The organism is Halomonas sp. CSM-2 (assembly GCF_002119345.1).
Classification (GTDB): Bacteria; Pseudomonadota; Gammaproteobacteria; order Pseudomonadales; family Halomonadaceae; genus Vreelandella; species Vreelandella janggokensis.
In genome coordinates, this window is sequence record NZ_NBYR01000004.1 from 154687 (window position 1) to 170151 (window position 15465).

General features: G+C 56.7%; 17 protein-coding genes. 5 read left to right on the forward strand and 12 right to left on the reverse strand.

The annotated features are described in order from the left end of the window. Positions 1-29 precede the first annotated feature (29 nt). Positions 30-401 carry a DUF2306 domain-containing protein gene (locus tag B7L15_RS04595; protein WP_309781987.1) on the reverse strand — a complete coding sequence of 124 codons (372 nt, stop codon included), beginning with the start codon at positions 399-401 and terminating at the stop codon, positions 30-32. Between the two features lie 121 nt (positions 402-522). On the opposite strand from B7L15_RS04595, the gene B7L15_RS04600 reads away from it, so the two are divergent. Next, positions 523-1065 carry a PadR family transcriptional regulator gene (locus B7L15_RS04600; RefSeq protein WP_085917827.1) on the forward strand — a complete coding sequence of 181 codons (543 nt, stop codon included), beginning with the start codon at positions 523-525 and terminating at the stop codon, positions 1063-1065. Here the strand turns inward: B7L15_RS04600 and B7L15_RS04605 are convergent. Together B7L15_RS04605 and B7L15_RS04610 are read right to left on the reverse strand one after the other, a co-directional pair. Further along, the gene (locus B7L15_RS04605; protein ID WP_085917828.1) at positions 1058-1687 is read right to left on the reverse strand and encodes a hypothetical protein; all 630 of its coding nucleotides are present in this window, start codon (positions 1685-1687) and stop codon (positions 1058-1060) included. The genes B7L15_RS04600 and B7L15_RS04605 overlap by 8 nt on opposite strands. Positions 1688-1826: 139 nt before the next feature. Next, entirely contained in the window at positions 1827-2777 is a 951-nt protein-coding gene (locus tag B7L15_RS04610) for a formate/nitrite transporter family protein (RefSeq protein ID WP_085917829.1), read from the reverse strand. 241 nt (positions 2778-3018) lie between these two features. On the opposite strand from B7L15_RS04610, the gene B7L15_RS04615 reads away from it, so the two are divergent. Further along, a complete protein-coding gene (locus tag B7L15_RS04615; RefSeq protein WP_085917830.1) occupies positions 3019-3786 on the forward strand; it encodes a class I SAM-dependent methyltransferase in 768 nt (255 codons plus the stop codon). A gap of 48 nt (positions 3787-3834) precedes the next feature. Here B7L15_RS04615 and B7L15_RS04620 read toward each other — a convergent pair whose 3' ends face one another. Continuing rightward, positions 3835-5523 carry a methyl-accepting chemotaxis protein gene (locus B7L15_RS04620; protein ID WP_085917831.1) on the reverse strand — a complete coding sequence of 563 codons (1689 nt, stop codon included), beginning with the start codon at positions 5521-5523 and terminating at the stop codon, positions 3835-3837. Positions 5524-5699: 176 nt separating this feature from the next. Beyond that, entirely contained in the window at positions 5700-6746 is a 1047-nt protein-coding gene (locus tag B7L15_RS04625) for an NAD(P)-dependent alcohol dehydrogenase (protein ID WP_085917832.1), read from the reverse strand. A gap of 197 nt (positions 6747-6943) precedes the next feature. Between B7L15_RS04625 and B7L15_RS04630 the strand changes: the two genes are divergently transcribed. After that, positions 6944-7864, forward strand: coding sequence for an AraC family transcriptional regulator (locus B7L15_RS04630; protein ID WP_085917833.1), 921 nt, complete (start codon positions 6944-6946; stop codon positions 7862-7864). Positions 7865-7888: 24 nt separating this feature from the next. Here the strand turns inward: B7L15_RS04630 and B7L15_RS04635 are convergent, their stop codons facing one another. Next, complete coding sequence (locus tag B7L15_RS04635) at positions 7889-8314, reverse strand: VOC family protein (protein WP_066321605.1); 426 nt, start codon at positions 8312-8314, stop codon at positions 7889-7891. Positions 8315-8496: 182 nt separating this feature from the next. Here B7L15_RS04635 and B7L15_RS04640 point away from each other — a divergent pair, with 182 nt between their 5' ends. Next, positions 8497-8709, forward strand: a complete 213-nt coding sequence (locus B7L15_RS04640) for a DUF3820 family protein (protein WP_085917834.1) — start codon at positions 8497-8499, stop codon at positions 8707-8709. A 27-nt stretch (positions 8710-8736) separates the two neighbouring features. Here the strand turns inward: B7L15_RS04640 and B7L15_RS04645 are convergent, their stop codons facing one another. Further along, positions 8737-9093, reverse strand: coding sequence for a hypothetical protein (locus B7L15_RS04645; protein WP_233337367.1), 357 nt, complete (start codon positions 9091-9093; stop codon positions 8737-8739). 105 nt (positions 9094-9198) lie between these two features. On the opposite strand from B7L15_RS04645, the gene B7L15_RS04650 reads away from it, so the two are divergent. Then, complete coding sequence (locus B7L15_RS04650) at positions 9199-9966, forward strand: DUF1499 domain-containing protein (RefSeq protein ID WP_085917835.1); 768 nt, start codon at positions 9199-9201, stop codon at positions 9964-9966. A 4-nt stretch (positions 9967-9970) separates the two neighbouring features. On the opposite strand, the gene B7L15_RS04655 is transcribed toward B7L15_RS04650, so the two are convergent. The 5 genes from B7L15_RS04655 to B7L15_RS04675 form a co-directional block, all read right to left on the reverse strand. Next, a complete protein-coding gene (locus tag B7L15_RS04655; RefSeq protein ID WP_085917836.1) occupies positions 9971-10333 on the reverse strand; it encodes a ribbon-helix-helix domain-containing protein in 363 nt (120 codons plus the stop codon). A 101-nt stretch (positions 10334-10434) separates the two neighbouring features. Then, positions 10435-11004 carry a DJ-1/PfpI family protein gene (locus B7L15_RS04660; protein ID WP_085917837.1) on the reverse strand — a complete coding sequence of 190 codons (570 nt, stop codon included), beginning with the start codon at positions 11002-11004 and terminating at the stop codon, positions 10435-10437. 192 nt (positions 11005-11196) lie between these two features. Beyond that, on the reverse strand, positions 11197-13311 hold the full coding sequence (locus B7L15_RS04665; protein ID WP_085917838.1) for a methyl-accepting chemotaxis protein: 2115 nt from the start codon (positions 13309-13311) through the stop codon (positions 11197-11199). Positions 13312-13366: 55 nt separating this feature from the next. Further along, entirely contained in the window at positions 13367-14521 is a 1155-nt protein-coding gene (locus tag B7L15_RS04670; RefSeq protein WP_085917839.1) for an ABC transporter substrate-binding protein, read from the reverse strand. Positions 14522-14833: 312 nt separating this feature from the next. Beyond that, positions 14834-15445: a flavin reductase family protein gene (locus tag B7L15_RS04675; RefSeq protein WP_085917840.1), complete on the reverse strand. Its 612-nt coding sequence runs from the start codon at positions 15443-15445 to the stop codon at positions 14834-14836. Between the last annotated feature and the right edge of the window lie 20 nt (positions 15446-15465).

Below are 15465 nucleotides of genomic sequence, written 5' to 3' on the forward strand. Positions count from 1 at the left end.
TCAATCCTAGAAACATTCACTACTCCTTGTCACCAGATGCCCAACTGAGCCGAGACCCACCGCCCAGGCATCAATGTGCCGATGAAGGCGCCTAACAAGCCGACATAAGCGCCAAGCATCCATCGTTTGTGATCTCGGACACGGCCCTGCAGGATCGCCAGAAGCGCTAGCGATATGGCTACCAGCATCCACAACGATAACAGGTGGATAGGGCCCCAATGACCGATCATGGGAAACACCCCACCCCCCAGCCAAAAGGAGCTGAGCGCCGATGCCACCATTGCAGATACCCACGCTATGCCCAAGGTTTTGTGCAGCCAGTCGCCTTTATGCCTTAGCAATACGATTACGCCTACACCAAGTCCTGTAAACGATGCCCACAGATGTAACGTTAACACCACATTCCTCTCGCGCCTCTGATCCTGAACGCCCTGACATTAAATGCAACTTGTTGCATATCAAGAAGCATAGTAGCGACGCGCTCAGTATGCAACAATATGCATAAATGCAACGAGGCCATCCATGTCATTACGAGCCGTACTGCTTATCACACTACAACGCGAACCGGGTACTGGGTACGACGTTCTACAGCGTTTCAGGACAGGACTCGCTCATGTCTGGCAGGCCAGCCACCAGCAGATTTACCGTGAGCTGGACAAAATGCATCGAGAGCAACTGTTGAGCTGTCAGACCGTGGCCCAATACGACAAGCCGGATCGCAAGGTTTACCACATTACCTCGGAAGGAATTGCATTTCTGGAATCGTGGCTGGCCAGCCCACTGGGGCCCCAACCCGTGAGGTCGCCGTTGTTTGCCAAATTCTTTGTCTGGGAACGCTGGCCAGCCGACGCCCGCCATGCGGAACTGGCTTCGCTGCGCAACACCTTGGAGGAACGGATGGATAGCTACCAGGCTATTGAGTCGGCGTGGTTTTCCTCTCCCGACTCACTTCACCCGCACGAGCGCGCCCCGTGGCACACGTTGCGCCTGGGCAAACGCTTGACCCAGACCTGGCTGGCCTGGATCGATGAAGTGCTCGAGGAAGATCGCGAGGCAATCAGTTAGCGGTGGGTCTTTGAAAATCGTTGATCGATATACTGGCAAATTTTTCCAGGAAGAACACCAACGACTCGGGATGGCGGAAGCGTTCGCTGAAAGCTTCCTGACCTTCCGGCGAGTGGCGGGTGATATTGGCCTCGTACTCGTTACCTACCTTGAACACGTTGGCATGGTTTTCGCGCTCGCCTTCGCGGTGAACCGCAGTGAGCGCTGTTTGCTGCTGGAGCATGACCCGTAATCGGTTTGCATCACTTCTCTCGTCTTCCGTGGCCCACAGCGGCTGGTCGCGGTTACCGTAGTGATAGAGCATAATCGCCAGCAGAATGGCAAAGATGCTGCTGGTCAATACCCATGTCAGGGTGACACCTGACACCGACATTTGCAGCATCACCACAAATTGCACGACCGCACCCACGGCCAGTGCAACCGCCAGCGGTCGCCACATACGCGGGTTCATCACGCTGCGCTGAAGGCTTATTCCCCAAAGCCCCAGCACGGCAAAAAAACCGACGACCAGATACACCGCCGCGAGCAGCGTACCGCCACCCATCAATATGGCAATAATGCCGATTACCAATAACAGGCTATAAAAGGCTGCCAGCAGGCAGTAGGCACGCTGTAGGGTCATTGGATCCTCCTGAGCCACGTTGTTGTTATGCGGGGTCTTCACAACCGAGTATAGCCAATTCACCTGAGCATGCCTGCTGCCCCCCAACTAGCGTTTGGGCATACCGGCGAAGTTGATCCCCGCGGGCAGGCTGTCAACGCTAATCGCGTGATCCACCGTTGGCGTCGTCCGGCTTGGCCTTCACGGAAAGATCCTTGTCGCCGCGAATTTGTGCGTGGCTGATCAACGCAAAAATAAAGGTACCCCCGATCACGTTACCCGCCAGCGTGGGCAGGCCAAACTGGAACACCAGCTCGCTCCAACTGATATTACCGATCAGCAACAGGTAAAACCCTTCGCTCGCACCCACCACGATGTGGGTGAACTCGCCAATCGCCATGACGTAAGTAATAATGATGATGACCCACACCTTGGCTTGCCCGGCCGCGGGAATCAGCCACACCAGCGTGGCAATCATCCAGCCGGCGAGAATGGCCTTGGCAAACATCTCGTAGGGCGAGTTTTCCATCATGTGCTCGCCAATCGCGGTAAACGACTCATGAGTGGCCGCGTCAAACATTGGCATATACAGAAACGTGGCAGCAGAAAGTGCCGCGCCCAATAAGTTACCGACGAGCACCACACTCCAGAGACGCCCCAGGAAAGCAAAATTTTTCCGTGTCGGGTTGCTCATAATGGGCAATACCGCCGTCACGGTATTTTCCGTAAACAGCTGCTGGCGGGCCAGGATCACGGCAATAAAGCCGATGGTGTAACCCAGGCACTCGATCAGAAACCCCACATCACTATCCGGCAGTTTGGCGTGCATGACCCCCCGTGCCACCATGGAAAAGCTCATCGAGATGCCCGCGGCCACCGCCGACAGCAGCAGTGCCATCGAGCCGCGCGCCAGCTCCTTTTGGCCATCCATGCGCAACCGCTGGTGAACGGCGGCAGCCTGAGAAGGAAGTTCTTTGGCCTCTTGCTGCTCGGCATTCTCAGTGTTTCGCTTTGAACGCTCGATGGTGTCGTCGGTCTCTTGCTCACCGGCCGCCTCAGCATCCAGGCCACCTTCAAAATCATCTTCTGCGTGATGTACTTCCTGGTTCATAACCTTGCGTCCTCTGCCAACAATCCAAAATTCCAACAAAACAACAGGCTACTAGCCTAGCGGTAACCCTGAGAATTGGATAGCCAAATGCTTCCGGAGCGACCTTACCTACTCAGGTCCCTTCAGATACAAAAACCAACGCTTGGGTTGCAGTAAAACGCCTTGCGCACAACGCACCAACCCCGATGTCACGCTATACTTAGTCAATGGTTTTAACGGAACACCACGCTTGGATGCATTTATGACCGATACATCACGCCAGTCGACTCGGCAATCCTGGAACCCTGAAGGATATGCCCAGCATGCCAACTTTGTCCCCGACATGGGCAACGAAGTGCTTGCATTGCTTGCCCCCAAGCAGGGTGAACGGATTTTGGACCTGGGTTGCGGCGATGGCGTACTAACCGAGCGCATCGCCAAGAGCGGGGCTGAGGTGGTGGGAATCGATGCCTCGCAAGACATGGTCAGTGCCGCCCAGGAGCGCGGGCTGAACGCGCGGGTCATGGACGCCTACCAGATGCCGTTCGATCAGGAGTTCGACGCGGTTTTCAGCAACGCAGCGCTGCACTGGATGCTCGACCCTCAAGCGGTACTGGCCAGTATCAAACGCGCCCTGAAACCGGGCGGGCGTTTTGTCGCCGAGTTTGGCGGGCATGGCAACGTCGCCGCCATTTGCACTGCGTTGATTGGCGCCCTGCAGTTCCGCGGTATCAGCGCGCGTGGCCGCCACCCCTGGTATTTCCCAACGGCGGAAGATTATCGCCACCTGCTGGAAACCGTCGGCTTCAAGGTCGAGTCGATTGAGCTTATCCCTCGCCCAACGCGACTTCCCGCCGGCATGACCGGCTGGCTGAACACCTTCGCCAATCCGTTCTTTCATGGTTTGGAAGATGATTTACGTGAATCAGTGATCGACAACACCCAACTTCTATTGGGCCACAGCCTGCGCGATGCACAGGGCAACTGGACCGCCGACTATGTCCGTTTAAGGGTATCTGCTCGAGTCTGACCCGCCCGTCCCCGCCTCGCTTGAGGAGGGGCCAGACCTTACACCTTGCTAGAACTCGTCCCAATCATCGTTATCCTGTTGCGCCGTCGCTGGCTGCTTGCTGCGTGGGGGTTCTGATCCCGGCGCCGCCAATGTAGCGTTCGGCTGCGAGACATCCGGCTTGCGAGTATCAGCGCTGGACAGCGCGGCATCGCCCTCTTCCAGGCGGAAGGTGGCCATCAGGGCGGCAAGCTGTTTTGCCTGACCTTCCAGCGAGGCAGCGGCCACATTGGTTTGCTGCACCAGCGCGGCGTTTTGCTGGGTCACCGAGTCCATTTCAGTCAAGGCGGCGTTTATCTGTTCGATGCCGTTGTTCTGTTCCCGCGTGGCGGTGGAGATTTCGCTTACCAGGGTGGTGACTTGGCGGATGGAGTCCACGGTGTCATTGATCGTTTCACCGCTTCTTTCAGCCTGTTGCGCACCCTGATGAATCTGGCCGGTGGTGGCCTCGATCAGTTGGCGGATCTCTTTAGCCGATTCGGCACTACGGCTTGCCAACTGGCGCACTTCGCTGGCAACCACGGCAAACCCGCGCCCCTGTTCGCCAGCCCGCGCCGCTTCTACCGAAGCGTTCAATGCCAGAATATTGGTTTGAAAGGCAATTGAGTCGATCACGCCAATGATGTCGTTAACGCGCTCGGCACTGGTGGCAATATCACGCATCAGTTGCACCGTATGGGCCACTTCCTTGCCGCCACTTTCCGCTGACTGCGAAGCCGACACCGACAGCTGATCTGCCTCTTGGGCGGTTTCGGTATTGCGGCTCACCGCGGTGGCCATTTGCTCCATGCTGGAGGCGGTTTGCTGAAGTGCGGAAGCCTGCTGTTCCGTACGTGCGGAAAGGTCCTGGCTGCCTGCGGAAATATCCCCAGTACCGCTGAATACGCTATCGCTGCTTTCGCGCAGCGAGACCACCAGCGATTTAAGCTTGGTCTGCATATAGGCCAACCCTTTATAAAGCTGGCCTACCTCGTTACGTCCCCGGTCCTCGATGTCGGCAGTCAAGTCGCCGCTGGCGATACGCTCGAAGTGCTCCACCGCCTCTCGCAGCGGCGTGACCAGTCCGCGAACAATCACCATGCGCATGATCAGCGTCGCCAGTACGGCCGCGACCAACAGGACAATGGCGATAATGCCGACGATACGGTTCAGCGAAGAAACCTCGACCAGCATTTCGTCGCTGCGCTGATTGGCATAATGGGTAAACGCCTGCATGGCATCGTCAAAGGCGATACCCAGCTCGCTTAACTCTTCCTGGCTGCGCTGGACTTGGAACGGTGCTGCCTCCAGCAGAGGTTTAATGCCCTCGGTCACGAACGCATCGTAGGTCGATACCATCTCGTCAACGTACTCATTGCGAGGATCATCCTCGGCAAGCTCAACCTGTCGGAACTGCTCGAAACGCTCGTCGGCGGCCTCAATGGCGGCCTGGGCCATCGCCTGGCTCTCCTGGCCTTTTTCCGGGTTCCCTTGCATGCTGAAGCTGGCATAGCGATCGAGAAAAATCTGGGCGCGCAATGCGTTGACCTGGGTGCGGTTGGCGGCGTTGGCCAACTCTCCGTTGTTGATGGCCAGCTCGTTCAACGCATTTTCGCTGGTGGTGTTCGAATAGAAGCCCAGCCCGCCAATCAGCCCAATCATCAGCAGTAAGATAACCAGCGCGGCGGTCAGGCTCCATTTAATCGAGAGGTGCTTCATCCTGTTGATCCCTTGGGGTTTTTAAGAATAGGTATCAAGGCTTATCGGCAGGCAACGCCGAAAATGAAGTCACATTAGGGAAATTTAGACGTTAGTCTCACAAAAAAGCCCGGTGATGGGCAGAAAGCTCATCACCGGGCAGTCACGTAAGCTAGCGTTGGACTAACGGCAAGGCGTTAGATGGTTGCCATGTCGATGACAAAACGGTAGCGAACATCGCCTTTTTCCATGCGCTCAAAACCTTCATTGATGTTGTTGATATCCAGCATTTCAACATCGCAGGTAATCCCCTGGTCGGCACACAGCTGCAGCACTTCCTCGGTTTCCGCAATGCCGCCAATCAGCGACCCGGCGACCACGCGGCGTTTGAAGACCAGATTGAAACCTTCAATGGCCGGCTCAATGGGCTCCAACAGACCTACAATGATGTGTGTGCCGTCGTACTTGAGAGACGCCAGATATGGGTTGATGTCGTGCTGGACAGGCACGGTGTCGAGCATGAAATCGAAGGTCTCTGCCACGGCGTCCATCTGTGCCTGGTCGCTGGATACCACAACATGATCCGCACCGTTGCGCTTGGCTTCTTCTACCTTGGCGTCCGAGCGGGTAAACACGGTGACTTCAGCGCCCAGCGCTTTGGCCAGTTTGACGCCCATATGACCCAGGCCGCCCATGCCGATGACGCCCACCTTGTGGCCTTCACCCACACCGTGATGCTTGAGCGGCGAATAGGTAGTGATACCGGCGCATAAGATCGGCGCCGCAGACGCCAGGTCAATGCCATCGGGCATTTTCATCACAAAGTGATCGCTGACCACGATCTTGTTGGAGTAACCGCCCTGGGTCATGGTGCCATCCTGACGGTCCTCGCTACCGTAAGTCATGGTAAACCCGTTCAGGCAATACTGTTCCACGCCATCCTGGCAGGCCGAGCAGGTACGGCAGGAATCCACCATACAACCAACACCGACAATATCGCCTTCTTTGAAGCGGCTTACCTTGTCGCCAACAGATGTAACGCGGCCGACGATTTCGTGACCGGGCACAATCGGGTACTGGGTCATTCCCCAGTCATTCTTGGCGAAATGCAGGTCACTATGGCAAACGCCGCAGTACATGATATCAATGGCGACATCGTCTGGGCGGGGTTCGCGACGGTCAAAGGTAAACGGGGCTAGCGGTTTTTCTGCAGAAAAGGCGGCGTAGGCTTTTGCTTCGCTCATCAAATAAAGCTCCTTGTTCGGATGATTCCCTGAAAACTAGGGACTGGCTCCCAGTATCGACCTCAAGAGCGCTTTTAGCGATGAGTGAATCTACGAAACTTTTGCATGATCCTCCATATAATTGCTATAAAATAACAAAAGATCCTTAGAAAACTGTCATAATTATCCTATCAACAAAACTTTATCATGAGGCCGACATGCCGAGCGACGTAACCGACCCTGATGGCGGCGAGGAGACACCGGTCATCAGCGAGCTGGCCGAATTGATTACCCCACTGGTTTATCAGCAAGGCATGACGCCTACCGCGCTAAGCGGGGTATCGCTCCTCAGCCTTGACCGCCACCAACCGCGAACGCCGCTGCTTTACCAGCCTAGTCTGATTATCATCGCCCAGGGCCGTAAGATCGGCTACCTGGGGGACAGGGAAATTCATTACGACCCGGGCCAGTACCTGGTACAAACCCTGCCATTGCCGTTCGAGTGTGAAACCTACGGCTCGCCTGAAGCGCCCTTGCTGGGGGTTTCCATTCAATTGGAGCCCGCCCTGCTCAGCGAGATGGTCACCACCATGGGCGATGCACCCAGCCACAGCCAGACCACGCTGCCCATGGCATCGGTGGCCATGACACCAGGCATGCAGGCGGCCGTATTACGTCTGGTGCATGCCCTTCATGAGCCTTCAGAGCTCAACACAATGGGCACCGCACGGATACGCGATGTGGTATTTGAGGCGCTGAAAGGAGAGCAGGGGCAGGCGCTCAAGGCATTGGTGCGCGGCCACGGACATTACGCACGCATCGTTCAAGTGCTGTCGTTGCTGCATCGCGATTTTGCCAATGATTACAGCGTTGATCAGCTGGCCCGGCAGGCGAGTATGAGTCCCTCGACGTTTCATCAGCACTTCAAACAAATTACTCGCGCATCGCCGACCCAGTACATCAAGCAACTCCGGTTGATCAAGGCCCAACAGCTGTTGCTTCAGGACGACCATAACGTCAGTCAGGCGGCACAGGCGGTGGGCTACCGTAGCGTGCCGCAATTCAGCCGCGACTATAAGCGTTATTTTGGCGACGCGCCGTTGCAGCATCGTCGCCAGGAGCAGGCCATGCGCTCTTGAGACTGTGTTATCTCGAAAAAAGGGCTATTTGGCGAATAGCTGGCTCATGTCCTTGAAGGCCTTGAACTCCAGCGCGTTGCCACACGGGTCGAGCAGGAACATGGTGGCCTGCTCGCCCACTTCGCCCTTGAAACGCACATAAGGCTCAATCACGAAGTCGGTATCACGGGCCTTGAGGCGTTCTGCCAAGGCTTCCCATTCATCCCAGCCAAGCACCACACCAAAATGCGGCACCGGCACATTGTGGCCATCGACCGGATTGGTATGGACCTCTTCCTGGCCTGGCGTTTTGGGGTGTTCATGGATCACCAACTGGTGACCAAAGAAGTTGAAGTCGACCCAGTGATCGCTTGAGCGACCCTCAGACAAACCAAACACATCGTTATAAAACGCCCGCGCGGCATTCAGGTCGTAGACGGGAATCGCCAGATGAAACGGGGAAAGGCTCATGGTTATCTCCTGAAAGGTGAGTTGTGTTCATACCACTTTTGGGTTGGCTAACGCCTTGCGCCAGCCAGGCTGAATTGCCTTATCCTAGAGCGCGCCGTACCAAAATAAAATCCATTACGCGTTGATAATAGCGTTTTGAAACGATAAAAGGTGCTTCCATCAAGCGTTATAGGAATCAACAGGTGAACCCAGAAGACTTGGAAAAGCTGGTGACACGTAAAATGCCCTTCGGCAAATATGAAGGCTGGCTTATTGCCGACTTGCCCGGGCCCTACCTGAACTGGTTTGCGCGGGAGGGTTTTCCAACCGGCGAAATCGGTCAACTGCTACATTTAATGCATGAGATCGACCATAACGGCCTGAGCGGCCTGCTCGACCCACTGCGCAAAGGATAGCGTGGTTGCAACGGGTCGTTTCGAAATTCAAGCATGTCGAGATTCAAGCGCCCTGTCACGCTCAGCGATATATAACGCTTCATGTTGGCGGGCGTCGGCAGGGAAACGCCCCAGAGCCACCGCCTGATCAAAAAAGCCAGCGGCGGGAAGACCGGCACCTTGGCGACTGACGACTAATGCCGCGACCATTGGCTGACCGGCGGCCACATCCTCTTCCATGAGTTGCTCGAGCGCCTGAGCAACGCGCTGGATAGTACGGGGTGGCGTAAGCCCTAGCGCGTTCGCCACCTGCTGATAGGTCATGGGCAATGCATCGCGAGGTGCGTTTGCCAGCAATGTGCGCACCTGTTTTGCCATCGTGGTGTAGGTATCGTGCTGGGTCATCGTGGTCAGAGGCTCTCTGGTCGGGAAAACAGGCATACCGATCAATAGCTGGTTATGCTGAAGATATCCTGAATATATTAACGCTTTGAACGCTGGGAGAAAGGCATGGCAACACAATCAAGCGCTCAGCACCCGAAAGGGGGCAAATGGCCTACCCTATTGGCATGGCTGAGCGTGCTTGCTCTGCTCGGGGCCGCCATACTGATGGGCCTGGCAGGCCCCGCTTACCGTTGGGAGCTCATCGCACTCGGTGATGCCTTCAGCCTGCTGCGCTATGGTGTGTACGTGGCCGCTGCTGCCGGGGCGCTGAGCCTACTACTGCTGATCGCCGGCGCGATGACCCGCCGCTTTGGCGCGGGTGTCGTGGCGATTGTCGTCTTTTCGGGCACCGTCGCGCTGCTTTATTTGCCGTGGCAGCATTGGCAGCGTGCTCAGCAGGCACCGATGATTCATGATATTACCACCGACACGCAGAACCCACCGGCCTTTGATGCCTTGCGCGATGCCAGAGACGCCGCGCCCAACGCCGTTGATTATCCCGGTGAAGAAACCGCCCGCCAACAACAGGAAGCTTACCCTGAGGTGGAGCCTCTCGTGGTATCGGCACCAGCGCCGAGCGTTCTTGGCGCGGCTCAGGCAGAAGTGGAAGCCGCTGGCTGGCAGATTGAAACGATGACTGATAATACCATTGAGGCAACGGCTACCACCCCCTGGTTTGGCTTCAAGGATGACGTGGTGATTCGCCTGACCGAGCAGGAAAGCGGCGTACGAGTGGATATGCGCTCGGCGTCGCGGCTGGGCGCAAGCGATGTCGGTACCAACGCATTACGCATTGAAACCTTCCTTGATCGCCTGGGTGAGCGATTTGAATAGAGCGTCAGTGGACCTGCTTTGCCTGTGGAATAGTGTCGCGACAAACCATCTGCTCGGCATCCAGCGACGCAATCGGCACCTCCAGATTTTGCGGTATATCCCCGCTTAACTGTAAGGCCTGGTAGCGTAGCGCACATACGCGCAAAAACGACGTGAAGTTGCCCGCATCATGCCCGGCGGCTATGGACTCGTGATACAGCCGCGTGATCATTTGCGCCGTGTTCATACCGTCACGCCGGGCAATTTCACCGAGTATCTGCCAGAAATAATTCTCCAGACGTACGCTGGTCACCATGCCGTCAATGCGCAGTGAGTGGCTGGCGCTTTGCCAAAGCGTGGGGTCTGCATCGATAAACAGTTTGCACATCACACCGTCTCTTCACCGTGATTCATGTTTCCAGCATAGCCGCCATACAGGACTACGCCCAGATAACCTGGGCGTAGGATGATCGTTGGGCGGCGATGATGTCAGCGATCCAGTACCGCCATGAACTGGGCCAGCCAGGCAGGGTGTGCAGGCCATGCGGGCGCGGTCACCAGATTGCCGTCGGTTACTGCATCGGTCACCTCCAGGTTGGCGAAGCGCCCCCCGGCAAGCTCTACCTCGGGCTGACAAGCCGGATAAGCGGAGCACTGCCTGCCGTCCAGCACCTTGGCAGCCGCTAGCAGCTGCGCACCGTGGCAGATCGCTGCTACCGGTTTATCGGCCTCGAAAAAGTGCTGCACCATGGTGAGCACTTGCTTGTTCAGGCGAAGATACTCCGGCGCACGACCACCGGGCACCACCAAGGCATCGTAATCCGCCGGATCGATATCGGCGAAGGTCGCGTTGAGCGCGAATCGGTGGCCGGGTTTTTCGGTGTAGGTCTGGTCGCCTTCGAAATCATGGATCGCCGTCGCCACGCTATCCCCCGCTTTTTTGTCGGGGCATACCGCATCTACCTGGTGGCCCACCGCCATTAGCGCCTGGAACGGCACCATGGTTTCATAATCCTCGGTGAAGTCGCCGGTAATCATTAAAATGCGCTTGCTGCTCATCTCAAGTCTCCTTGTTATCAGCAACGAGGTTATCAATCATTAATCAACAACCGCATTGCTCAAGATAGCGTTACCACGCGGAGTCGCGTGTGTATTGAGCGTAGCAAGCGTGGGTAAAAGACGGGTAGTAGGCCATTACTACACTACCCACCATCTCCACATACTGTGATGACGGTGGGTAGATCGTACGCGTTAGCTGAGGCGAGGCGCGGCCTTTTGCTCCGGCAGTGATAAATGCCGTTGACCGGCGTCTTCACCAACCCGGAATCGGCTTACCAGCAGGTTCATGTCGCCGGCTCGCTCGTCGAGCGTCTGGCTTTCGGTTGAAGCCTCCTGCACCAGGCGGGCATTCTGGTGGGTCACCTGATCCAACTGGGCAATCGCCTGATTGATCTGCTCGATGCCGGACGACTGCTCATGGGTCGCCTGAGCGATTTCCGTCACGTAGCGCGTGACTTCACCCAGGCTATCGACGATTTCCTGGAGGTGGGTACTGGACGCGTTGACCAAGTGCTCCCCTTCGCTGACCTTGGCCACGCTGTCGTCGACCAGATGGCGAATTTGTGCCGCTTCCTCAGCGCTTCGCCCTGCCAGCTTGCGGACTTCCTGGGCCACCACGGCAAAACCGCGGCCCTGCTCGCCCGCCCGCGCCGCTTCCACCGATGCATTCAGCGCCAGCAGGTTGGTCTGAAAGGCAATATCGTCAATCGCCTTGATAATGCTGGTGATTTTTTCGCTGGATTCGCGAATGTTACCCATCGCCTCGGTGGTCCGTTGAGCGACATCGCCAGCAGAACGGGCGCGCTGGTCAACGCTGGTGCTCGCGCCTTTGGCATGGTCCGCATAATCGGCGGTCTGCTTGACCGTCGCGGTGATCTGCTCAAGGCTGGAGGCGGTTTCCGCCAGCGAAGCCGCCTGTTGATCGGTACGCTGGGAAAGGTTTTCGTTGCCCGAGGCAATCTGTCGGCTGCTCGCGGCAATCGCCTCGGCGCTTTGGCGAATTTGCGCCACCATCCCTTCAAAGGTATCCATCATGCGGTTGAAGGCCTGGGCCGTTTGCCCGACTTCGTCGTTACGCTGCAGATCCAGGCGCATGGAAAGATCAGCGTTTTCACCGGCAGCACCACTGATATTTTCCATCTGTCGACGCATGGTCGTCAGCGGCCCCAGTACCCGTACCATGGTACGCCAGCCGAAAATTGCCAGCAGCGTAATGACCACAAGCGTCACAACGATCAATAGCGTACGGCCTGCATTGGCCAGCGCTTCGGCCTGCGCAGCGGCAGTGTCGGCCTGCTCTACCGCGTAAGCTTCCACGTCTGTCAAGGCGTCGCCCATTTGCGCCATTGCCTGGCTGACGTTATTCAGCTCATTCTGGACCTGTGCCTGGCGGTCCAACTGCTGCTGGCGTAAGGCATAAACCGAACTGTCGTCACTGATCATCAAGCTTTCCAGCTCGACAATAATGTCATCCAGCCCGTTCACCAGTTCCATCTGCTCGGTATCGGTACTTGGCGAACGGGTAATACCTGCCAACGACTGGCGGGCCAAACCAATTTGCTGACCAATTTGGTTATAGCGCAGATTGACCAGTTCATCTTCACTTTCGACCTGCATCAAGCGTCGCCCCAAATCGGCGAGCGTCGCCACAGCAATGCGCACTTCACTGCTTAGCCGGGTGACATCGGCTTCATTGCTGAACAGGTTATCCAGCAGACCGGTAGGCAATGTTGTCATTCCGTCCTGGCGCCAGGCATTCAGGCGGTCTTCAAGCGCACGTTGTTCACGCACCTGAACCAGCGCGGTCCGTCCGGCAATATCGCCGGCACTGTTCATGACCTCGCCGATCAGCGCCTGCATCTCGGCGAGCTTTTCATCCATCTGTGCTTGCAGGGCAAGCTCTTCCTGACGAACGTTTTGCAGTGAAGTATCGCTCTCCAGCAGGGTCTGGTAGTGCTCATCGAGAGCGGCCAACTGGCTTGACTGGGTTTCGGCATCGTCGGCAGCCAGGTCATTGCGCGCCTGGCTGAAACGCTCATCAAGCGTCTCCCGCGGGGTAATGTCAGCCATGTCAGCTTCGCTTTCAGCCGCCAGCAGATCGGCATGACGCTGGCCAAAAGCGCCCATCGTCGACACCATTTCGCGACTGGCATTCTGCAATGGCATCACATCATTGGTGATGTAACGCTGTGAGTCGATCAAGCGCTGATTGGTTGCCCAGCCGGTGACGGCCAGTACAACGGCACCGATAACGGCGGCCAGAAACAGGCCTATCAACATGGCACGTAAACTGAGTGTTTTTTTCATTAGACTAGCTTCGCTCGTATCAGGGTAAATGACGTAACAGCGGCGGGTATGAGCGTTAGCGCAGCAGCGTTGACCACTCGACTAACTCGAATTGGCCATCGGTAATAATCGTCGGCCAGACACTGTCACTGGCCTGGTGATCGTCAGGCCCCAGATGCAGCGGCTCCTCAAGGCCGATATCGATCTCGCCAAGCCCAAGCAGGCCGTCAACAATGGCTTCTCGATCCGGCGAATCACCTGCCGCTTTAACCCCTTCCACAAACAGTTTTGCCGCCAGATAACCTTCCAGGGAAACAAAGTCGGGTTCACTGCCATCGGCATACGCATCAAGCGCCTGGCGATATTCGTCGACCGCCGGCAGATCAGAATCCAGTGGCGGTACAACCTGAGTCACGATCACGCCGTCTGCCTGGTCACCCAGCTCGTTCAACAGCGCCTGGCTGCCGACGAAGGACACATTGAGGAATACGGCGTCGGGCATATCCTGGCGGGCTTCGCGAATAAAGTCGGCGGCGGGGCCATAGGTACCCACGATAATCACCGCCTTGGGCGTTTCAGCAGCTTGCAGAATGGTGGCCAGCCCCTGATGGACATTGCGGGTACCGCGAGAAAAGCGGCCATGGGCCAGGTTATCGGTGCCGGTAAAGCCCTGCGCCTCAAGCGCTTGCTTGGCTCCGTTATAGCCCGCGTCACCAAAGCTGTCGTTTTGGGTAAAAAAGGCAATCTCTTGCGGCTCGATGCCTGCCTCTATCAGGCCATCCACCATGGCGGCGGTTTCCTGCACATAGCTTGCGCGGTAGTTGATGACATAACGGTCGGGAGGCGATTTGCGTAGCACTCCCGCGCCGGTAAAAGCGCCGAACAGCAGCGTCTCGGCTTCGTTGTAAATCGGTATGGTGACGGTAGCGGTGGGAGTGCCCACATTACCGATCGCTGCCAGGACATCCTCGTCCTGGACGACTTCGCGGGTATGACGAGCAGCGCTGAGCGGGTCATACCGGTCATCAAAGGCGGCAAGCGTCAGCGTTTCGCCATTGACGCCTCCGGACGCGTTGACTTCAGCGAAGTAGGTGTCGATACCTTTTTTCATGCCCTGCCCAAGCGATGCGGCCGGCCCGCTGTCGGGTGCTACAATGGCAAACTTGAGTTCCGCGTGGGCTGTCGAAATCGACACCACACTCGCCAGTAACGCTATCCAAAATCGTCGCATTGCCCCCTCCTTTATCTGCTTGCCCGCTTTATTGCCGAGTACAGCTTGATTGCCAGGCACGGCTGTCTCAGCACTTTTTTTAAGAACACTTTTAAGAACACTTTTAAAAACATTTCTAAAAACATTTTTAAAACAGTGTTATAGCGCTGTAGAGGTCACCACGCATAACCACTGCGTGATCACCCCCCAACAGTTCTATCGGCCGCAGAATATAGGACTAAAGGACAATTATCCTTAATTTCTAAGTAAACATTGTAGTGAAGTATGTAAACAAACGTTTGTTAAGCAGGGTCTGATTCATGCGTTGCCAGCTTAGCGGGGGCGTTGCAGCGCGAAACGGTCGGTGGTGCGAACATAGTCACTACCTGCCAGTCGCCCCACAGGGTTGAGTATTTCCAGGCTGACGTGTCGACCGTCCCAGACATCGTCGTCAAGATGCAGGGAGATCACGTTGGCAAGCACCAGATTGCCTGACATGGGCTGGTCACCAAAGCGAATGATGTCGCGCAGTCGGCAACCGAACGCAACCGGCGCGTTGGCAATGCGGGGGACCGACACACCGGGCATGGCGGCTTTTTCAAGTCCTGCCAGGGTGAATTCATCCTCGCCGGGTGGCAGGCTTGCGCTGGTGGTATTGAGCGCGTCGACCAATGCTTCGCTACCGACATGCACCACACACTCGGGATTCTCTTCCAGGTTACGCACGGTATCCTTGCTGCGGCCCTGGCCGTTCTGTAACGGCGAGAACCCCAGCACGGGCGGATCGACGCTGACGACATTGAAGAACGAAAAAGGGGCAAGATTGGCATTGCCCTGGCGGTCCTGGGTCGCTACCCAGGCAATCGGGCGAGGGCAAACCGAGCCGGATAGCAGCCGATACAGAGTGCCCGCTTCAAGCGGCGTTTCGTCGAGCAAATAATGCATGGCGTTTCCTCATCGCAGAC

Coding starts and splice junctions, on each gene's coding strand:
- B7L15_RS04600 (WP_085917827.1), top strand. CDS start 523: ATGTCATTACGAGCCGTACTGCTTATCACACTACAACGCGAACCGGGT.
- B7L15_RS04605 (WP_085917828.1), bottom strand. CDS start 1,687: ATGACCCTACAGCGTGCCTACTGCCTGCTGGCAGCCTTTTATAGCCTG.
- B7L15_RS04610 (WP_085917829.1), bottom strand. CDS start 2,777: ATGAACCAGGAAGTACATCACGCAGAAGATGATTTTGAAGGTGGCCTG.
- B7L15_RS04615 (WP_085917830.1), top strand. CDS start 3,019: ATGACCGATACATCACGCCAGTCGACTCGGCAATCCTGGAACCCTGAA.
- B7L15_RS04620 (WP_085917831.1), bottom strand. CDS start 5,523: ATGAAGCACCTCTCGATTAAATGGAGCCTGACCGCCGCGCTGGTTATC.
- B7L15_RS04625 (WP_085917832.1), bottom strand. CDS start 6,746: ATGAGCGAAGCAAAAGCCTACGCCGCCTTTTCTGCAGAAAAACCGCTA.
- B7L15_RS04630 (WP_085917833.1), top strand. CDS start 6,944: ATGCCGAGCGACGTAACCGACCCTGATGGCGGCGAGGAGACACCGGTC.
- B7L15_RS04635 (WP_066321605.1), bottom strand. CDS start 8,314: ATGAGCCTTTCCCCGTTTCATCTGGCGATTCCCGTCTACGACCTGAAT.
- B7L15_RS04645 (WP_233337367.1), bottom strand. CDS start 9,093: ATGACCCAGCACGATACCTACACCACGATGGCAAAACAGGTGCGCACA.
- B7L15_RS04650 (WP_085917835.1), top strand. CDS start 9,199: ATGGCAACACAATCAAGCGCTCAGCACCCGAAAGGGGGCAAATGGCCT.
- B7L15_RS04655 (WP_085917836.1), bottom strand. CDS start 10,333: ATGTGCAAACTGTTTATCGATGCAGACCCCACGCTTTGGCAAAGCGCC.
- B7L15_RS04660 (WP_085917837.1), bottom strand. CDS start 11,004: ATGAGCAGCAAGCGCATTTTAATGATTACCGGCGACTTCACCGAGGAT.
- B7L15_RS04665 (WP_085917838.1), bottom strand. CDS start 13,311: ATGAAAAAAACACTCAGTTTACGTGCCATGTTGATAGGCCTGTTTCTG.
- B7L15_RS04670 (WP_085917839.1), bottom strand. CDS start 14,521: ATGCGACGATTTTGGATAGCGTTACTGGCGAGTGTGGTGTCGATTTCG.
- B7L15_RS04675 (WP_085917840.1), bottom strand. CDS start 15,445: ATGCATTATTTGCTCGACGAAACGCCGCTTGAAGCGGGCACTCTGTAT.